A 16,461-nucleotide genomic window follows, 5' to 3' on the forward strand; every position below is an offset into this window, starting at 1 on the left:
GAAATAGCTTTTAACGAAAGAGGTGAAGCAGATGGTTTTACAATATAAATGCCCTAACTGTGGAGATGATATGACATTTGACAGTGAGACGGGTACACTTTTATGTCATAGTTGTGGGAGAACCGAAAATATTGAAAACTTCAGCGAGGATCTCATCACAGCAACATTTTCAGAGGGTGAGGCGAATGAATACCATTGTAAAAACTGTGGTGCCGTCATCATTACAGATGCTGACACAGCAGCTACTACTTGCAATTTCTGTGGAGCGGGAGTCGTATTGGCCGATCGGCTTTCCGGCATATTGGCCCCAGGGAAAGTTATTCCGTTTTCCATCAGTAAGGACGAAGCTATCCAAGCGTTCAAGACCTGGTGTAAAAATGGACGTCTAACACCTAAAGGTTTTATGAGTGCGGATCGAATAAAAAACATAACTGGTATGTATGTTCCTTTTTGGTTGTACGATTTAAATAGTAAAGTAAAGGTGAACGCCACGGGGACAAAGGTTCGAACGTATACTCGAGGAGATTATATTTATACGGAGACACAATTTTTTGATGTATATCGTGATATTAATCTCGATTATCTAAAAGTCCCGGTTGATGCATCGGAAAAAATGGTTGATGGAATGATGGATAAACTGGAACCATATCACTATACGGATTTAAAAGATTTTAAAACTCCTTATCTCGCGGGGTATATTGCGGAAAAGTACAATTACGATGATAAGGAATTGTTACCACGGGTAAAGTCAAAAATTCAAGGTTTTATTGACTCATATATTAGCTCCACCATCTCTGGCTATTCTACCGTTTCATATAAAAATAAACAGATAGACACGAATAAGATGCGGAGTATTTATGCTCTTTTTCCTGTATGGATGGTCTATTATGACTATGATAAAGCGGAGCACACTTTTGCGATGAATGGTCAGACGGGAAAAGTAGTCGGAAAACCTCCAATCAGCATAGGAAAAGTGGGAATGTGGTTCGGAGGCATCGCGGGGTCCACTTTTATCGTACTAAAACTCATTTCGCTTGCTTTAGGTGGTGGGCTATGGTGAAAAAATATTTGTTCATTTTTGCCTTCATTTTGATTTTAATGCCATTTACCATAAATGCTCATGCATCAGAACAAAAAATCTATGACTATGCTGGACTATTAAATGAAGATCAAATTCAAAGGCTTGAAGCGTTGGCGAATGAATATGGAGCTAAGAGAAACACGGATTTCATTATTTTGACGACGAATGATACAGAAGGCAAAACTGCAAAAAAATACATGGAAGATTTTTATGATGAAACCGCTCCTGGCTACGATAAACCACATGGGAATGCAGCCATTCTTACCATTGATATGAAGGGGCGTAACATCTATTTGGCTGGTTTTTATAAAGCTGAGAAATATTTGGATGACAAGAGGCTAACTCAAATACGTGAAAAAATAACACCTGATTTGTCCAATGGAAACTATGAACATGCATTCGAGACTTTTATTAAAACGTCCTATAAATATATGGGATTCAAGCCAGGTGTAGATCCAGATAATATATTTTTTAACATATGGTTTCAAATCATTTGTTCACTTGGGTTAGCAGGAATTATTGTTGGGATAATGGCTTATAATTCAGGTGGAAGAGTAACAATCAACAGAAGTACGTACGAAGATAAGAATAATTCAAGGGTACTGGATAGAAGAGATATTTATATTAGAACAACGACAACGAAGCGAAGAAAACCTTCGGATAATAATAGTGGCGGAGGCAGCCGTGGCGGTGGCGGATTTACAAGTGGAGGACACTCCCATAGTGGTAGTGGGGGTAAATTTTAATAAACGCCATTAAACACATTTTAAGAAGAAAGGAATTGGTGATACATGTCTTTATTCAGAAATCAATTTGCTAACGTCGTTGAATGGGAAGAATTTAGGGACGATATGATTTTTTGGAAATGGAGTAATCGGGAAATTAAAAAAGGTAGTAGACTGATTATTCGTCCCGGACAAGACGCCATTTTTATTAATAATGGTAAGATTGAAGGGATTTTTACCGACGAAGGGGATTATAATATTGAATCGCAAATTATTCCTTTTTTATCCACATTAAAAGGATTTAAATTTGGCTTCAATAGTGGCATGCGAGTGGAAGTTTTATTCGTGAACACGAAAGAATTTACGGTGAAATGGGGTACGAAAAATGCTATTAACATCCCGACACCAATGCTTCCAGGCGGTATGCCTATCCGTGCAAATGGTACATTTAATTTTAAAGTGAATGATTACATCGCTTTGATTGATAAAATTGCCGGCGTGAAAAATAGTTATCTTGTTGAAGATGTAAAAATTAGGATTGTTTCGATTCTCGACCAGCTGCTAATGAAGTGGATTAGTCAAGAAGGAAAAGATATGTTCAATCTTCAGGCAAACTCTTTTGAAATAGCAAAAGGAATTAAGGAAGACTTAGACATGCAAGTCATTGATAGTGGCATGACGATTACTGGATTCAATATTATGAGCTTCAATTATCCAGAGAAAATTCAAGAGATGATTACAAAAACGGCTTCCCACGGAATGATTGGCGATATTCAAAAGTATCAGCAAGTTGAGATGACAGATGGTATTGCATCTGGAAAAGTAAAAGGCGGCGGTGCGGCAGCAGATATGGCGGGCATGATGATGGGAATGAATGTCGCCAATGAAATGTTGAAAAACATGAATCAGAATCAAAATCAGAATCAGTCGTCTCAAGGAAATAACGCGAACGGTAATAAAATTCCGAATTTCTGTCCAAACTGTGGGCAAAAAACGAGTGGAGGGAATTTCTGCTCGAATTGTGGGCAGAAACTAGTTTAATACAACTGTAACTCCTTTTTCATCAAATGTTGATAAGCTGTAATTCTATCGTTATCTTATTGAAAAGATGAATCGCTAATATGTAAGATAGCAACTATTTTGTCTAGCGATAAGATAAAAATGCCTTGATGAAAAAGGAGTTTGACTATGGAAGCCCATGTAAAAAAATCCTTGGAAGAATGGAAAGATGAAATAGGCGAAATTTTAGTGGACATTGAAAAAGAATATGAGGAAATAAAAAGAGAGCTGCAAGTATATTCTTATAAATTCAGCATCACGAAACAAGTCATTCAATCTACTGTAAATGAAGAGATTATCCGTAATATTCGCCATCTTTATCATACTCCTTTTCAAGAACGGTTCAACGAATTAAAAGAAGGAATCAGAGACTTGGAGGAGAAAAAGAAAGTCTTCCAAATGTTTATTGAAAAAATTGATAAAGTAAAAGGAAGAGAAGACTCAAACTCGACAATGATTCCAAATGAGCAGATGATATATAAATAAAGTAAACAGAGGGTGCCCAATTGCCCCCTCTGTTTTTTATCCGAATTTATCTACTATGACTATTAATGATTTTTAACTCACGTAAACATTCGAGTGTAATATTCTTTGCAACCGTCCCACTGCTGTCCACATTTGTTGCAAAAACCCATACATCCTTTGAAGTTTCAACATATCCAACGTACCAGCCTAAGCCTAAATCTGATAGTCTCGTGCCAGTTTTTCCATGGATCACATAATTATCTTGATCATCGTTAATCATCATTCTTTTCACAGTTTTCAATACTTGTTTATCAAATAGCAATTCCTCTTTGACAAGGTTATCAATAAACCTTGCTTGTTCACTGGCTGAAATTTTCAAGCTGCTATCTAACCAAAAGGTATCAATGCCTCCGGAAATATCCTGATTTCCATAATTCAATTTATTAATATTGCTCTGCATTTGTTTGGTACCAATATCTCTTGCCATATCTTGATAAAACCAGATCGCTGATTGCCTCATAGCAGAAGCTAATGAATGATCGGTATTCCACTCTTCCAATTCCCTGACGACTCCGTCCCATCTTTTCACTTCGTATTCATCTTTTACAGCTTTCATTGTTAGCCCAATGATGGCATTCGGCACTTTGATAGTAGATTCCGGAGTAAATGTTTCTGTGCTTCTTTATGCAAGTATTATGTATTTGCCCCAATATAAAAAAGAAAACATGATTCGATTAAGTGTTTCTCAAGTGGAAGAAAAGCATATTAATTTGGGTATAGAAAAAATCGCTAAAGCTATTAAAGAAATAGGGTAAGTTGTATAGGAATTCGTTATGATCTGAAGTCCATTCAAGGTCCAACTAAGAAGAATGAGAATGAATAGAGGGTATCCTCAATTATGCAGATCCACCAATGGGAACTTGATAAAGATATATGTAGAAATAAAATACTAGAATGAATAGAACATCAAAAATCATTTAGTCTTCCATCTAGTAAAAGTAATACGAAAGGTCCCTACTATTTTGCAGGAACCTAATAATTCAATAGAAATCAATGCTAATCTTATTCCCATAAACATGAAGGATACAGTTTTTTGAAAGCATTTGTTTTATCGTCGCCAATTCTTGCTCAGTTAAAATGAGATCTGTGATTCCTTTTTCTGTTTGTTGATAATCTTGATCTTGAATCTTATTAAATTTTAGACGTAGTAGGTTTTTAAGTCCATTAATTGTCATAAATTTTACTGAATATCCATCTGTAATGATAGATTCAAAATCCTTCTCACTATTCGTTGCTAGATTTACAAGTTCTTGAAAGTCGAAGGTTGTATCAATTTTTTGCCAAGGACTTACATCTTTTTTATTAATTTGTTTGAGTATTTGTTCGTCCGTAACGCCATTAGCCCTTAATGTTTCTAACATAAAGGCGGTTGGTAGTGAAATTTTTATAGTCTCCAAATTGTATTCCTCCGTTAAGTACATGAAAATATATATAATTATATTATAGTAATCAATTACGAACAATTAATTATTCTGATAAGGTTAATGTGAATTAATAATACTTTCCAAAATTATTGATCCAAATAACACTATCGGTAATAATCTCCGAGTAATCGGTAGTAGAGTTAGAACAATTGGAAATATAATGCGCAAAATCGGTAATATGCTTCACTTTACAGTATGATAGAATGGAAGAAACAATTATTTGAATTGGAGGAATTATATGGACTCCCATCTAAAATTTGATTTTCATACCCATCATCTTCGTTGCGGTCATGCACGAGCTGATATTCGGGATTATATTGAAGCGGCGATTCAAAGTGGGATGGATATGATTGGCATCTCCGACCATTCTCCTTATTTTGCTAGTGATAAGGACCAGCTTCATCCTAATATTGCGATGGCAAAAAGCACGTTCCCTGAATATGTGAAGGAAGTTTTACAGCTGAAAGAGGAGTATAAAGGAAAAATCGATGTTCTTTTAGGTGTTGAGTCAGATTTTTTTCCAGAATATATTGATTTATACCAAAGTTATTTTGATTCCTATCCTTTCGATTATATTATTGGATCCGTTCATTTTGTAAACGGAGTAAGTATTTTCAAAAAGGAACGTTGGGATGGGCTGACGGAAAAAGAAAGAGTTCAGACAAAAGAAGCTTACTATGAACTAATTCAACAGTCCGCAAGCTGTGGTGTATTTCAAATCTTAGGTCATATTGACGCGATGAAAGGATTTTATCCAGACTTTTCTTCCATTCAAACTGATGTAGTGGATCACACTTTGAAAATAATTGCTGAAAATGATGTGGCGATTGAAATTAATACGTCTGGAAAAACGAAAGATTGTGGTGGATGGTATCCAGCTGATGAAATTCTTGAACGTGCGCTTTATCATGGCGTTAACGTTACATTTGGCTCTGATGCACACGATCCTGAACGTGTTGGCGATGATTTTGAATTAGTTAGAGCAAAATTAAAAGAAATCGGATTCAAAGAGTGGGCTTATTTTCGAGAAAAGAAAAGATATCTTACTTCTTTATAATTCGCAGAAAGGTTGTTATCGAATGTACGAGATTACGAAAGAAAAAGATGAAAAATTTACTATCTATCACTTAAAAGATAAAGAGTCCGGTTCTTGGATAAAAGTAGCACCTGAAAGAGGGGGCATCATTACAGCTTTTGGTGTGGATGGAGTAGAAACGTTATTTCTAAATAAAAAAACATTCTATGACGAAGAGGTAAATGTTCGCGGTGGAATACCTATTCTATTTCCGATATCGGGCCAATTGCGTGACGGTGAATACGAATGGAAAGGTACCGTGTACAAAATGAAAAACCACGGATTCGCTAGAAATCTTCCGTGGGAAGTCATCGATACGCAATCGGATGAGTGTGCTTCCATTACATTAAAATTAACTAGCAATGAAAAAACTAAAAATGCATATCCGTTCGATTTTGAAGTAATTTATACATATATTTTAAAGGATAATCAGCTACAGATTTTACAGGAATATGTGAATAAATCTGATGCTGAAATGCCTATATATGCAGGTTTCCATCCATATTTTAAAACATCGAATAAAAATCTTGATTACGAAACGGACGCGAAAACCTATCGTGATGATAACGACTTTGAAATCAAAAATGTCGCGGACGGATTAGATTTATCTGATAAAAAAGAATCCTTTGTATTACTAGATGTCGAGAAACAAGAAATTGCTTTTACATTACCCGAAATCGATAAAAAGGTTACGATGAACTATGGCGAGGAATTTAAATATGTGTATTTATGGACGGAACAAGGACAAGATTTCCTGTGTGTGGAACCATGGATTGCGCAAACAGATGAGATGAATCGGAAAGAAGAATTATACTTTGTTGGAATAGGCGAATCATTAAAAACATTTTTAACTATATCTGTGCAGTAGGCCAAGTTGGTCTACTGTTTTTTTGTATAAAAGATACCTCTAGTACAAATGATAAACTGTTCAACAATGAAGGAGGGTATGAGAATGAAACAAAGATTTTTACATATTTGGCTAGTTTCCTTTATTATTTTTTTAACTATTCCTATATCCCAAGTTCAAGCAACGGAAAATGCAGTAGTAAAGAATGTTATATTCTTGATTCCAGATGGTTTTTCAACTTCTTATGCAACAAATTATCGTTTATATAAAGGAAAAGAATCGATTATGGATTCAATGTTAGTCGGCATGCACCAAACATATTCTGCCAATTCACCGGTAACAGATTCGGCGGCGGCGGCAACCGCAATGGCGACGGGGTTCAAAACGAACAATGGCATGATTGGTGTATCTTCAGACGGAAAAAAGCTAAAGACGATATTGGAAGCTGCTAAAGAAGTAGGTAAAGGAACAGGACTTGTCGCCACTTCGACCATTACATACGCAACACCGGCTGCTTTCGGAGCGCACGTATTATCTCGTAAAGACGAGTCTGAAATCGCCGTGCAATATCTAGATAATGAAGTGGATGTGCTTCTTGGGGGAGGAAAAAAGTATTTCACTTCACTAATGGAAAGCGGGAGAAAGAAAGGGTATGAGATCGTAACGAATAAAACGGAGTTAAGCAATGTAAAAAAGCCGGAAAAACTACTCGGCCTGTTTGCAAGTGAAGGAATGGTTCCTGAATTGGATCGCCATTTGACAAGTGAGCCAAGTCTTGAAGATATGACGAAAACAGCTTTAAAAATACTGAATCAAAACAAAAAAGGGTTCTTCTTAATGGTAGAAGGGAGCCAAATTGATTGGGCCGGCCATGATAATGATGCGGCTTGGGCGATGAAAGACATAGAAGCTTTTGAAAAGGCGGTGGAGATAGCAGTAGATTTTGCCCAAAAAAATAAAAACACGCTCGTAGTTATAGCAGGTGACCACGATAATGGTGGTATGTCCGTAGGGGCGTATGATAAGTATGATGCTAAATTGGATCTGCTTCGCCAAGTTAAAGCATCTGGTCGTTTTATGGAAATGGAATTGAATAAAAAGCGAAGCAATGCGAAGGAAATCATGAAAAAATATGCAGGAATTGATTTGACTAAAGAAGAAGTTAAAAGAATAGAACAAGCTGATAAACCAGTAAAAGCAATAAATAAGATTATATCTGAACGGGCGCTTATTGGGTGGACTACTTCGCAACATACGGGGGTGGACATTCCAGTGTATGCATATGGTCCTGGAGCGGAATTATTTAGAGGATTGCATGATAATACGGAGCTGCCAAAAATAATGGCAAAGGTTATGAATATTAGACTCCAGTGAGAAATTCAATGTAACCTTCCTTAAGACCTTACGTCGTATTTTACAAGGAGGTTATTTTCTTGAAAAAAAATACTTTTATCGTTCTATTTCTATTGATCATACTGACTCTCGTTGCATGCGGAACAAACGCAAACAAATTACAGGAAAATACAGTAATTCAATTACCGCCAGCTGAAGTGGAAGTAAAGGAAGGAGATTTCATATATAGGTTATTCAGTGAAAAGGACGTATATGAAAATGGTGATATTGCCGTCTTCGCTGAGCTTACTTATGTGGGCTCTGATGATTCAATTGAAATTTATCATGCTGCTTCACCTTTTTATTTTCCGATAGAGGAGAAAACGAGGGAAATTGAAATTGGATATGGAATGGCTGAGCCTCTTATCACAACAATTCTTCATAAAGATAAACCATTCCGTGAAAAATATACTTTTTCTGGTAGATACGGTGAAAATGATAAAAAAGAATACATCAAATTCGTTAAGGAAATTGCCAACAATGGATTTCCTGAAGGGAAGTACATTATTCATGGAAAAGCTGAATTTTTCACTCATAACAAAAACGGAACAGATCAAACAAACTATACACTAAATGCGGATATTGGATTTTCAGTAATGAAATGACATCTTCCAATCTATGGTAAATGATATAATAGAGAAAAAAATGGGTGGGGGCACGGAATGAAGGCTTCTATTAACTGGTTACAGATGGATGACGGGGTTGAAATTTATGTGAAAAGATGGAATGAGACGGATGCTCAACCGATTGCCATTATTCAACTTGCCCACGGCATGGCTGAGCATATAGATAGGTACAATGAATTTGCGGAGCATCTAGTTGAAAATGGAATCTTCGTCTACGGAAATGACCATCGAGGTCATGGTCACACAGGAGAAAAAGCTGGTTTTGTTGGTTTCTTTGCTGAAGAAAATGGTTTTGATCGTGTTGTAGAGGATCTTTATATAATCAACCAATCGATCCATCATGAATACCCCAAAATTCCGATTTTTTTGATGGGGCATAGTATGGGATCTTTTCTAGTAAGAAGATTTATTCAAAAATATTCATCCTCTGTCCATGGAGTCGTTCTTTCTGGCACTGCTGGAAGCCCTGGTTTAGCAGGGAAATTAGGAAAACTAATGGCAAAATGGGAAGGGCGCATAAAAAGTCCAACGACACCAAGCCCATTCCTTGATCGGCTTTCCTTTGGTTCTTTTAATAAGCGCATCCAAAATCCTAAAACACCATTTGATTGGCTTTCACGCAATCACAATGAAGTTGAGAAATATATCAATGATCCTCATTGCGGCTTTGTTTGCAGCTCAGGATTTTTTTATGATCTGTTTGAAGGCTTGGAAAAAATTCATGATCCAAACCTCAATCAATACATTTCAAAAAATATGCCAATGTTATTTTTCAGTGGAGATCAAGATCCAGTTGGAGGCAATAAAGTATTAAAGGTTATCCAGCAATATAAAGATATTGGGCTATTAAACATAGATTCCACATTTTTTGAAGATGGTAGACATGAAATGTTGAATGAAATTAATAAAGATGAGGTATATAGGCTAGTGCAGCAGTGGATTATTAAACAGCTTCATAAAAATAATATACCTATATAAAAAACGAAGCACTGTTCCTTAGAAGAACAGTGTTTTTCGTTGTATATATGTCAAATGAATGCGTAATTCTGGACTAACGATGAGCATCCCTTACTATGAAAAATTAACAACCAAGCCCATGTAAAAACGAATGAATCGTTCAAATTGCACTAACCCTAACAAATCTTAATGATTCATCGTGTTTTTTGTATTTGACTCAAAACAGCTATCTCCTGTGTGTACTTAGACGGAACTATTTTGTGTAAGTCTCCACGTCGATATACAATCATATCCATTTTTCTTATTGTAAATACTTCGGTGGTGGGTCCACAGAATGATTATTAGTGATTTCTGCAAATATGTTTTCATTTTTGTTATTACTAATAATTGGTTTGTTCAACTGACCGGTTTGTATTAATTGAATAAGTGTTTGAATATCTTCTTTCGTAGCTGGCTGTTTTTCAGGTTTTAAGGTGTATCCAATTTTTCCATTCACTTCAACTGTTGCCGTTTCCAAGTCGTTAATCGAAGCGATACCGAGTTGGCGAAGCCGTTCCTCTAATTTATCGACCGTTAATCTTAATTTTTTTAACTGTTTTTCATTAAGCTGTCCTTTTTCAACAACTGGTACAGATTTACCAGAAATTATCGTCTCAAGGAAATCAGATTTTAATTGAATTAGCTCTGTTATAATAAGTGCTAAAATAAAAACCGCCCCAACGACCATAGTAGTCCATATATTTTTACTCGTTACAGGTTGAATAAGCATCGTACCAAAGGCGATCATAATGATGGCTTCTGGCATTGTCATTTGGGATATCGTTTTTCTCCCACTTACCCTTAAATATATTGTACCTATGGCAAAAATTAACAGAACCTTCCATATCAAATCTAAGTCCATTCATAAAACCCTCTTTTGTTCATGTTAAATATTATTTTTTGCCAATTTCTTATAAACATACAAGTATTATTTGGTAAGGAATAAGGACCAATTATTTGGAGAAGATAAACTGAACTTTAAAGTGGGAGGAAATTTACCGATATGGAAATTTGGGATATGAAATTTATTAAAGACAATGAAAAAATAAATCCAAGACCAAAAGAAAACGAAAAAAACGATGAAAAGAATGAAGCAATTCGCTCCGAAAAAATTCGTTATAAAAATGCGGATAAAATATATGAATAGATTTTAATGATGCTTGATAATCCCGGATCTCGTGAGCATGAAGAAGGAAGTCCAACTGTTTGTGGGACAAGACAAAAATCGCTTGTTATTAAATACCGTTTAAATAGTTCTTGTTTTTTAGAGGATTGGAAAGTATTCGCGGAACGTAACCGACAGCTATTAGAAAAATAAAGCTTTTCTTTCTAACTTTAAATAGAAAGAAAAGCCTTTTTCCTTTTTTATGTTAATGGGTCACAGGCTTTTAATAGAAACCTCCGAAGCCACATCCACCAACAAATGATGCACCAATGATAATTAAGAGAATGAACAATACTACAACTAAGGCGAAACCTCCGCCTCCAAAGCCTCCACTCATAAAAAGGCACCTCCTTTAATCTGGATATCTTATTCTATGTACTAACCGAATCTATGTGTTAAATGAACAGTCGTAAAATGCCCATTTTTTAAAAGTAAAGAGAGTTAGTCAATTGATTTTAGGCTTATGCTGTCCAGCGCAAGCAACGTAGAATAGGAAACTTACGGCCTTTCTTTAAATTAAGCCAATAGCGACTTTTCCGTCGTCGTGTATCCTTTATCTCAGTCAGAAAACAAATGGAACTTCGAATATAAACTCCACAAAGAATGGTATGTTAGAACCGATGATATGATTTGGGGCGGTGGGCTCTGCATGTCTTTACTTGGAAGGAATTGTTTGGCTGTGTAAAAGATCAATATGGAATGCAAAAAGTATAATGGAGATATTTAGGCGTTATTGATGGAAAAAGTGGATAGTTCTTAAGAAGACGTCTTTATCATGCAGACTTCTAAATCAAAAGTTAATAAAGCCCCCTAAATTAATTATTTCGGGGGCTTCGCCTATTCTTTTTTTCTATGAATCTTGGTTCATAATCAGATAAAACTTCGAATACTTCGTCTCCTGTAATATAAAGATGATGTTCTAAGTTAGGGTGAGTTTTGCGATTATACAGGGGATTCGAGTCAAACATTTTTAAGAACTTGGAATTTTCCATTTTACAAAAGTAGGCAGCCTCAGGGTCAACTCTGCCACTACTATCTGTTTCTGTAAAACGGAGATCATGTCTGCCGATTTCAGTTGAAAATCTAAAAGCCCAAACGTAGTATTCTAACGGTGTAATATTTTGGTCATAGATGATATCAAGTCGGTTATCATGTAAGTCTTCAAGGGTTATTTTTAGATAATCACTATGTCTGATTACATTCGTTAAATTAATATCATATAAATATTGTGCCTTTAAATTTGTAACAGGCTGCCATATATGCAATTTTTCTTTATCCTCATCATTTTTCAAAGGATTTCTCCCCTTCCCTGTTTATTTTAATCAGTATAATATTATTACATTCGTTACGAGCCCTTTTATTCCTTTAAAAAATCACTCTTCTTGATATTCATGAAAATAAATAAGTCCACTCTTTGGTAAGAAGTGGACTTACGTGGATTTTATCAGGAAAAAAAGTGACCTATTTAGAGCTAATATGAAGAGGAGGAGGAATAAGCCAGCCCTTCTCTTTAACAAGTCTAAGTAATTTAGCTCCGAAGTTTGCTCTTAGTGTATGGAATTTCACGAACATCAAGGCGATGTCTTCACGGATAGATTCACCAATTATGGTACTACATGAAAGCAGGCCGGCAGCGACATCTCTAGTCAATGATGCTGCAATTTCTGGATCAAGTAACCTAGCCCCTGGTGGTATATCTTCTAAGGCAGCTTTCGATCTATCTGGGGGAGTAGGCGGTAATGATACTCCAGTTTCTTTTAATAATAGTTCTATTTCCCTAACTTCTTGTTCTGTTAATTGGATTGATTCTTTCAGTAATGATTGAAGGTCTGAATCTCCTGCATGATTTAAATGTACTTGATAGCAAGCAACTAGGCCTTTCGTTGACATTAGGTAAGTCCATAATCCGAAAACTTCTCCATAGTGCATCGGTTCATCTTTTGGATTTCCACTTAATATTCCCACCTGAATCCTCCTAACAATATTTTGAATATCGGTTATATATTCTGTTACATCCAGACAAACATACATTTAAATTTTTTTGCCCAGCATAAAATGCTTCTAATCAGTCATCGAAATTAATAAAATTCATGTGGATTTTGAAACTAGAACAATTATATATTCAGGTGTAAAATTAAAAAGTTGAAAGAGAATAAATGAATAAAGTGAGGGATCATGAATGCGAAAGCAAAAGGGGAAATTTTTTTATAGTCCACCGAAAAATGGATACCCAGAGTGGAATAACAATCCTGAAATTTTTCAATTAAACAGATTGGAAGCCCATGCGACGTTAATGCCATTTCAGACGGTTGAAGAAGCATTAGAAGGAAATCGAAAGTCTTCGAAGTATTTCAAATCTCTAAATGGACAATGGAAGTTTTCATTTTCTGAAAATCCTGATAAAAGGAATGAAAACTTTTATAAAACGGATTTTAATAGCAGTAGTTGGGATGAGATTAAAGTTCCGGCACATTGGCAGCTTCAAGGGTATGATTATCCGCAATATACGAATGTTCGTTATCCTTGGATTGAAAAAGAAGACATCAAGCCACCATTTGCTCCAACAAACTATAATCCTGTTGGGCAGTATATCCAAACGTTCACCGTGCCAGAGTCATGGGATGGACAACCTGTGTACATAAGCTTTCAAGGTGTTGAATCAGCTTTTTATGTTTGGTTGAATGGAGATTTAGTCGGATACAGTGAGGATACATTCACGCCTGCCGAATTCGATTTGACTCCATATTTACAAGAGGGCGAAAATAAGCTTGCTGTAGAAGTGTATCGTTGGTGTGATGCGAGTTGGCTAGAGGATCAGGATTTTTGGAGAATGAGTGGTATTTTCAGAGATGTATTTTTATATTCAACTCCTCACGTTCACATCCAAGATTTCTTTGTTACGACTGAGCTTGATGAAGAATATCAAGATTCGGAATTAAACATCCAGGCAAAGATTTCGAATTATTTTGAAGAGAGTATTGAGAATCAAGTTTTCGAAGCAATCTTATTTGATCAAAATCAACAGGCGGTTCTGCAAAGCCCACTCGTTGTTCAAGTGGATATTTCTGAGAAAGTTGATGTAAAAATATCTACGTCAGCATTGATTAAAAATCCTTTGAAATGGAGTGCGGAGCATCCTAATTTATACACTCTTGTGCTGAGTTTGAAAGATGCAGATGGAGAAATTGTTGAAACCGTAAGCTGTAAAGTAGGATTCCGTAAATTTGAATTAAAAGATGGGTTAATGAAAATCAATGGCGAACGGATTATTTTTAAAGGTGTCAATCGTCATGAATTTTCAGCAGATAAAGGTCGTGCTATCGATTTTGAAGATATGGTTCACGACATTACGTTAATGAAGCAGCATAATATTAATGCGGTTCGCACGTCTCATTATCCGAATAACCCTTATTTGTATGAATTATGTGATGAGTATGGTCTTTATGTCATAGACGAAAATAATCTAGAAACACATGGAACTTGGTATTACGGCCAACAAGAATTAGAAGATACAGTGCCTGGCAGCAAACCTGAATGGACAGAAAATGTATTAGATCGTTGTAATTCGATGTTCCAGCGTGATAAAAATCATCCATCCATCGTCATATGGTCACTTGGAAACGAATCATTTGGTGGAGACAATTTCTTGAAAATGCATGACTTTTTTAAAGAAATTGATCCTACTCGCCTTGTTCATTATGAAGGGGTATTCCATTATCGTCCTTCTGAAGCAGCTTCTGATATTGAAAGTACGATGTATAAGTCACCTACATTGGTTGAACAATACGCACTGGAAGCGGAAAAGTCATCAACACAAGCCAAGCCTTATATTATTTGTGAATATGCCCATGCGATGGGAAATTCCTGCGGGAACTTGTATCAATATACCGAGTTATTTGATAAGTATCCTATTTTACAAGGTGGCTTTATTTGGGATTGGCGAGATCAAGCTATTCGAACAAAAACCGAAGATGGCATTGAATTTTTAGCTTATGGTGGGGATTTTGGAGAGTCTCCTCATGACGGTAACTTTTCTGGAAACGGTCTGATTTTTGCCGATGGAACGGTAACTCCGAAAATTTTTGAAGTGAAAAAATGCTATCAAAATGTGGAGTTCTATGATGCAAATCTTGAAATAGGCGAAATTACGATTAAAAATAAGAATCTGTTTTCTGACTTAAGTGATGTTGAGCTACATTGGCAAGTAACAGGGAACGGGGAAGTTATAAAAACTGGAATAGCTAATGTTAGTGTCGAACCAAAGTCTAATGCTAACATTCAACTTGGATTTACATTGGAAGATTTTGCTTCATCCCATGGAGAACTCGTTCTAACTGTAAGCCTCCATCTTAAGGAAGCAACAGTATGGGCGGAAAAAGGTCATGAAATTGCCTTTGAACAGTTTGTGTTGAAAAGTGATATTGACGAAAAGGCTTCAGGGGCTGTGTCCAGTGTATTAAAAACAGAAGATAAAGATACTGGTATGACCATATTAGGAGATCATTTCTCTATTATATTTAACAAAGTTACAGGTGATCTAGAATCATATCAGATTTCAGGACTAGAAATGCTACAAACGCCAATTGCTCCAAACTTTTGGAGAGCGATGACTGATAATGATAGAGGAAATGAATTGGATAAACGTGCTGCTACATGGCGTGAAGCTGGTGAGCATCGAGAGCTACAATCTTTCTTTGTTGATGAAGCGAACGATAAAGTTAATGTTACAGTAACGTACAATATTCCGACGATGGATGCTTCAACATGTAAAATCACTTATATAATTGAAAATTCAGGTTCGATTGAAGTAAATTACGAATTGACACCAGGAAGTAATTTACCGGAAATTCCAGAAGTCGGCATTCTATTTTCGATGGATTCAAGCTTTGATAATCTCAAGTGGTATGGTAAGGGTCCACATGAGAACTATATTGATAAAGAAAAAGGCGCGAAAATTGGTCTATACGAAGGAAAAGTGAAGGATCAATATGTACCGTATTTAAAACCACAAGAATGTGGTAATAAAACTGAAGTTAGATGGATTACGATTGCAGATGGGAATGGAAATGGGATAAAGGTTTCTGGTCTTCCAACATTGGAAGCTAATGTCCTTCCATATACACCTTTTGAATTAGAAGAGGCTAGCCATTCTTATAAATTACCAGATAGTAAGCAAACTGTGGTAAGACTAAATTACAAACAAATGGGTATAGGCGGCGACGATAGCTGGAGTCAAAAAACTCATCCAGAATTCACAATATATGCTGACCAAGTATATCGATATTCGTTTACATTAAGTCCAATTAGAAAATAAATAGCTTATTGTAAATCGAGACAGAACTTTTTCGTTTTTCGGAATACAGTCTCGATTGAACACAAATCGAGATAGACCATCACCGAATATTTATCTCGATTAATTTAAATATAATTTTTACAGGATGTCCTAATGATGTGTTTCATCTTTCACAAGGACATCCTTTTTATGTGCTCCATGCATAATATCTGAATTAATTTCCAAACTAAATTCAAGAACTTAAACCTTATGC

Annotated in this window: 18 protein-coding genes and 1 pseudogene; 13 read left to right on the forward strand and 6 right to left on the reverse strand. The window is 35.8% G+C overall.

Annotated elements, in window-relative coordinates:
* The first annotated feature begins 31 nt into the window (after positions 1 to 31).
* From KHA93_RS22775 to KHA93_RS22790, 4 genes are all read left to right on the forward strand, one after another.
* The gene (locus tag KHA93_RS22775) at positions 32 to 1,060 is read left to right on the forward strand and encodes a TFIIB-type zinc ribbon-containing protein (RefSeq protein ID WP_213113210.1); all 1,029 of its coding nucleotides are present in this window, start codon (positions 32 to 34) and stop codon (positions 1,058 to 1,060) included.
* Positions 1,054 to 1,827: a TPM domain-containing protein gene (locus KHA93_RS22780; protein WP_213113211.1), complete on the forward strand. Its 774-nt coding sequence runs from the start codon at positions 1,054 to 1,056 to the stop codon at positions 1,825 to 1,827. The genes KHA93_RS22775 and KHA93_RS22780 overlap by 7 nt, the downstream gene beginning before the upstream one ends.
* Positions 1,828 to 1,872: 45 nt before the next feature.
* On the forward strand, positions 1,873 to 2,847 hold the full coding sequence (locus KHA93_RS22785; RefSeq protein WP_213113212.1) for an SPFH domain-containing protein: 975 nt from the start codon (positions 1,873 to 1,875) through the stop codon (positions 2,845 to 2,847).
* A 147-nt stretch (positions 2,848 to 2,994) separates the two neighbouring features.
* Positions 2,995 to 3,351, forward strand: a complete 357-nt coding sequence (locus tag KHA93_RS22790; protein ID WP_213113213.1) for a hypothetical protein — start codon at positions 2,995 to 2,997, stop codon at positions 3,349 to 3,351.
* A 46-nt stretch (positions 3,352 to 3,397) separates the two neighbouring features.
* On the opposite strand, the pseudogene KHA93_RS22795 reads toward KHA93_RS22790, so the two are convergent.
* Positions 3,398 to 4,012, reverse strand: a pseudogene (locus tag KHA93_RS22795) (penicillin-binding transpeptidase domain-containing protein); the annotation flags it as partial.
* On the opposite strand from KHA93_RS22795, the gene KHA93_RS22800 reads away from it, so the two are divergent.
* A complete protein-coding gene (locus tag KHA93_RS22800; protein ID WP_213113214.1) occupies positions 3,957 to 4,145 on the forward strand; it encodes a hypothetical protein in 189 nt (62 codons plus the stop codon). The pseudogene KHA93_RS22795 and the gene KHA93_RS22800 sit on opposite strands and share 56 nt — an antisense overlap.
* A gap of 225 nt (positions 4,146 to 4,370) precedes the next feature.
* Here KHA93_RS22800 and KHA93_RS22805 read toward each other — a convergent pair whose 3' ends face one another.
* Positions 4,371 to 4,787 (reverse strand): hypothetical protein, encoded by a 417-nt coding sequence (locus tag KHA93_RS22805; protein WP_213113215.1) that lies wholly within the window; start codon positions 4,785 to 4,787, stop codon positions 4,371 to 4,373.
* A gap of 265 nt (positions 4,788 to 5,052) precedes the next feature.
* On the opposite strand from KHA93_RS22805, the gene KHA93_RS22810 reads away from it, so the two are divergent.
* The 5 genes from KHA93_RS22810 (at position 5,053) to KHA93_RS22830 (ending at position 9,732) form a co-directional block, all read left to right on the forward strand.
* Positions 5,053 to 5,871 (forward strand): histidinol-phosphatase, encoded by an 819-nt coding sequence (locus tag KHA93_RS22810; RefSeq protein ID WP_213113216.1) that lies wholly within the window; start codon positions 5,053 to 5,055, stop codon positions 5,869 to 5,871.
* Positions 5,872 to 5,893: 22 nt separating this feature from the next.
* The gene (locus tag KHA93_RS22815; protein ID WP_213113217.1) at positions 5,894 to 6,757 is read left to right on the forward strand and encodes an aldose epimerase family protein; all 864 of its coding nucleotides are present in this window, start codon (positions 5,894 to 5,896) and stop codon (positions 6,755 to 6,757) included.
* A gap of 84 nt (positions 6,758 to 6,841) precedes the next feature.
* A complete protein-coding gene (locus KHA93_RS22820) occupies positions 6,842 to 8,110 on the forward strand; it encodes an alkaline phosphatase (RefSeq protein ID WP_213113218.1) in 1,269 nt (422 codons plus the stop codon).
* Positions 8,111 to 8,169: 59 nt separating this feature from the next.
* On the forward strand, positions 8,170 to 8,733 hold the full coding sequence (locus KHA93_RS22825; RefSeq protein WP_213113219.1) for a hypothetical protein: 564 nt from the start codon (positions 8,170 to 8,172) through the stop codon (positions 8,731 to 8,733).
* A gap of 57 nt (positions 8,734 to 8,790) precedes the next feature.
* Positions 8,791 to 9,732, forward strand: coding sequence for an alpha/beta hydrolase (locus KHA93_RS22830; RefSeq protein WP_213113220.1), 942 nt, complete (start codon positions 8,791 to 8,793; stop codon positions 9,730 to 9,732).
* Between the two features lie 280 nt (positions 9,733 to 10,012).
* Here KHA93_RS22830 and KHA93_RS22835 read toward each other — a convergent pair whose 3' ends face one another.
* Positions 10,013 to 10,612, reverse strand: coding sequence for a DUF421 domain-containing protein (locus KHA93_RS22835; RefSeq protein ID WP_213113221.1), 600 nt, complete (start codon positions 10,610 to 10,612; stop codon positions 10,013 to 10,015).
* A gap of 141 nt (positions 10,613 to 10,753) precedes the next feature.
* On the opposite strand from KHA93_RS22835, the gene KHA93_RS22840 reads away from it, so the two are divergent.
* Both KHA93_RS22840 and KHA93_RS22845 read left to right on the forward strand, forming a co-directional pair.
* A complete protein-coding gene (locus KHA93_RS22840; RefSeq protein WP_213113222.1) occupies positions 10,754 to 10,897 on the forward strand; it encodes a hypothetical protein in 144 nt (47 codons plus the stop codon).
* Positions 10,898 to 10,903: 6 nt separating this feature from the next.
* Positions 10,904 to 11,068 (forward strand): hypothetical protein, encoded by a 165-nt coding sequence (locus KHA93_RS22845; protein WP_213113223.1) that lies wholly within the window; start codon positions 10,904 to 10,906, stop codon positions 11,066 to 11,068.
* 70 nt (positions 11,069 to 11,138) lie between these two features.
* On the opposite strand, the gene KHA93_RS22850 is transcribed toward KHA93_RS22845, so the two are convergent.
* From KHA93_RS22850 to KHA93_RS22860, 3 genes are all read right to left on the reverse strand, one after another.
* Entirely contained in the window at positions 11,139 to 11,252 is a 114-nt protein-coding gene (locus tag KHA93_RS22850; RefSeq protein WP_213113224.1) for a YjcZ family sporulation protein, read from the reverse strand.
* A 478-nt stretch (positions 11,253 to 11,730) separates the two neighbouring features.
* Complete coding sequence (locus KHA93_RS22855) at positions 11,731 to 12,207, reverse strand: hypothetical protein (RefSeq protein ID WP_213113225.1); 477 nt, start codon at positions 12,205 to 12,207, stop codon at positions 11,731 to 11,733.
* A 169-nt stretch (positions 12,208 to 12,376) separates the two neighbouring features.
* The gene (locus KHA93_RS22860) at positions 12,377 to 12,880 is read right to left on the reverse strand and encodes a DUF3231 family protein (protein WP_213113226.1); all 504 of its coding nucleotides are present in this window, start codon (positions 12,878 to 12,880) and stop codon (positions 12,377 to 12,379) included.
* Positions 12,881 to 13,094: 214 nt separating this feature from the next.
* On the opposite strand from KHA93_RS22860, the gene lacZ reads away from it, so the two are divergent.
* The gene (gene lacZ / locus KHA93_RS22865; RefSeq protein ID WP_213113227.1) at positions 13,095 to 16,229 is read left to right on the forward strand and encodes a beta-galactosidase, LacZ type; all 3,135 of its coding nucleotides are present in this window, start codon (positions 13,095 to 13,097) and stop codon (positions 16,227 to 16,229) included.
* The last annotated feature ends 232 nt before the right edge of the window (positions 16,230 to 16,461 follow it).

Origin of the sequence: Lederbergia citrisecunda (assembly GCF_018343695.1) — a bacterium.
Lineage (GTDB): Bacteria > Bacillota > Bacilli > Bacillales > Bacillaceae_C > Lederbergia > Lederbergia citrisecunda.

Excerpts from the sequence above, each read along its gene's own strand:
- KHA93_RS22775 (WP_213113210.1), top strand. The coding sequence starts at position 32 with ATGGTTTTACAATATAAATGCCCTAACTGTGGAGATGATATGACATTT.
- KHA93_RS22780 (WP_213113211.1), top strand. The coding sequence starts at position 1,054 with ATGGTGAAAAAATATTTGTTCATTTTTGCCTTCATTTTGATTTTAATG.
- KHA93_RS22785 (WP_213113212.1), top strand. The coding sequence starts at position 1,873 with ATGTCTTTATTCAGAAATCAATTTGCTAACGTCGTTGAATGGGAAGAA.
- KHA93_RS22790 (WP_213113213.1), top strand. The coding sequence starts at position 2,995 with ATGGAAGCCCATGTAAAAAAATCCTTGGAAGAATGGAAAGATGAAATA.
- KHA93_RS22800 (WP_213113214.1), top strand. The coding sequence starts at position 3,957 with ATGATGGCATTCGGCACTTTGATAGTAGATTCCGGAGTAAATGTTTCT.
- KHA93_RS22810 (WP_213113216.1), top strand. The coding sequence starts at position 5,053 with ATGGACTCCCATCTAAAATTTGATTTTCATACCCATCATCTTCGTTGC.
- KHA93_RS22815 (WP_213113217.1), top strand. The coding sequence starts at position 5,894 with ATGTACGAGATTACGAAAGAAAAAGATGAAAAATTTACTATCTATCAC.
- KHA93_RS22820 (WP_213113218.1), top strand. The coding sequence starts at position 6,842 with ATGAAACAAAGATTTTTACATATTTGGCTAGTTTCCTTTATTATTTTT.
- KHA93_RS22830 (WP_213113220.1), top strand. The coding sequence starts at position 8,791 with ATGAAGGCTTCTATTAACTGGTTACAGATGGATGACGGGGTTGAAATT.
- KHA93_RS22835 (WP_213113221.1), bottom strand. The coding sequence starts at position 10,612 with ATGGACTTAGATTTGATATGGAAGGTTCTGTTAATTTTTGCCATAGGT.
- KHA93_RS22840 (WP_213113222.1), top strand. The coding sequence starts at position 10,754 with ATGGAAATTTGGGATATGAAATTTATTAAAGACAATGAAAAAATAAAT.
- KHA93_RS22845 (WP_213113223.1), top strand. The coding sequence starts at position 10,904 with ATGATGCTTGATAATCCCGGATCTCGTGAGCATGAAGAAGGAAGTCCA.
- KHA93_RS22850 (WP_213113224.1), bottom strand. The coding sequence starts at position 11,252 with ATGAGTGGAGGCTTTGGAGGCGGAGGTTTCGCCTTAGTTGTAGTATTG.
- lacZ (WP_213113227.1), top strand. The coding sequence starts at position 13,095 with ATGCGAAAGCAAAAGGGGAAATTTTTTTATAGTCCACCGAAAAATGGA.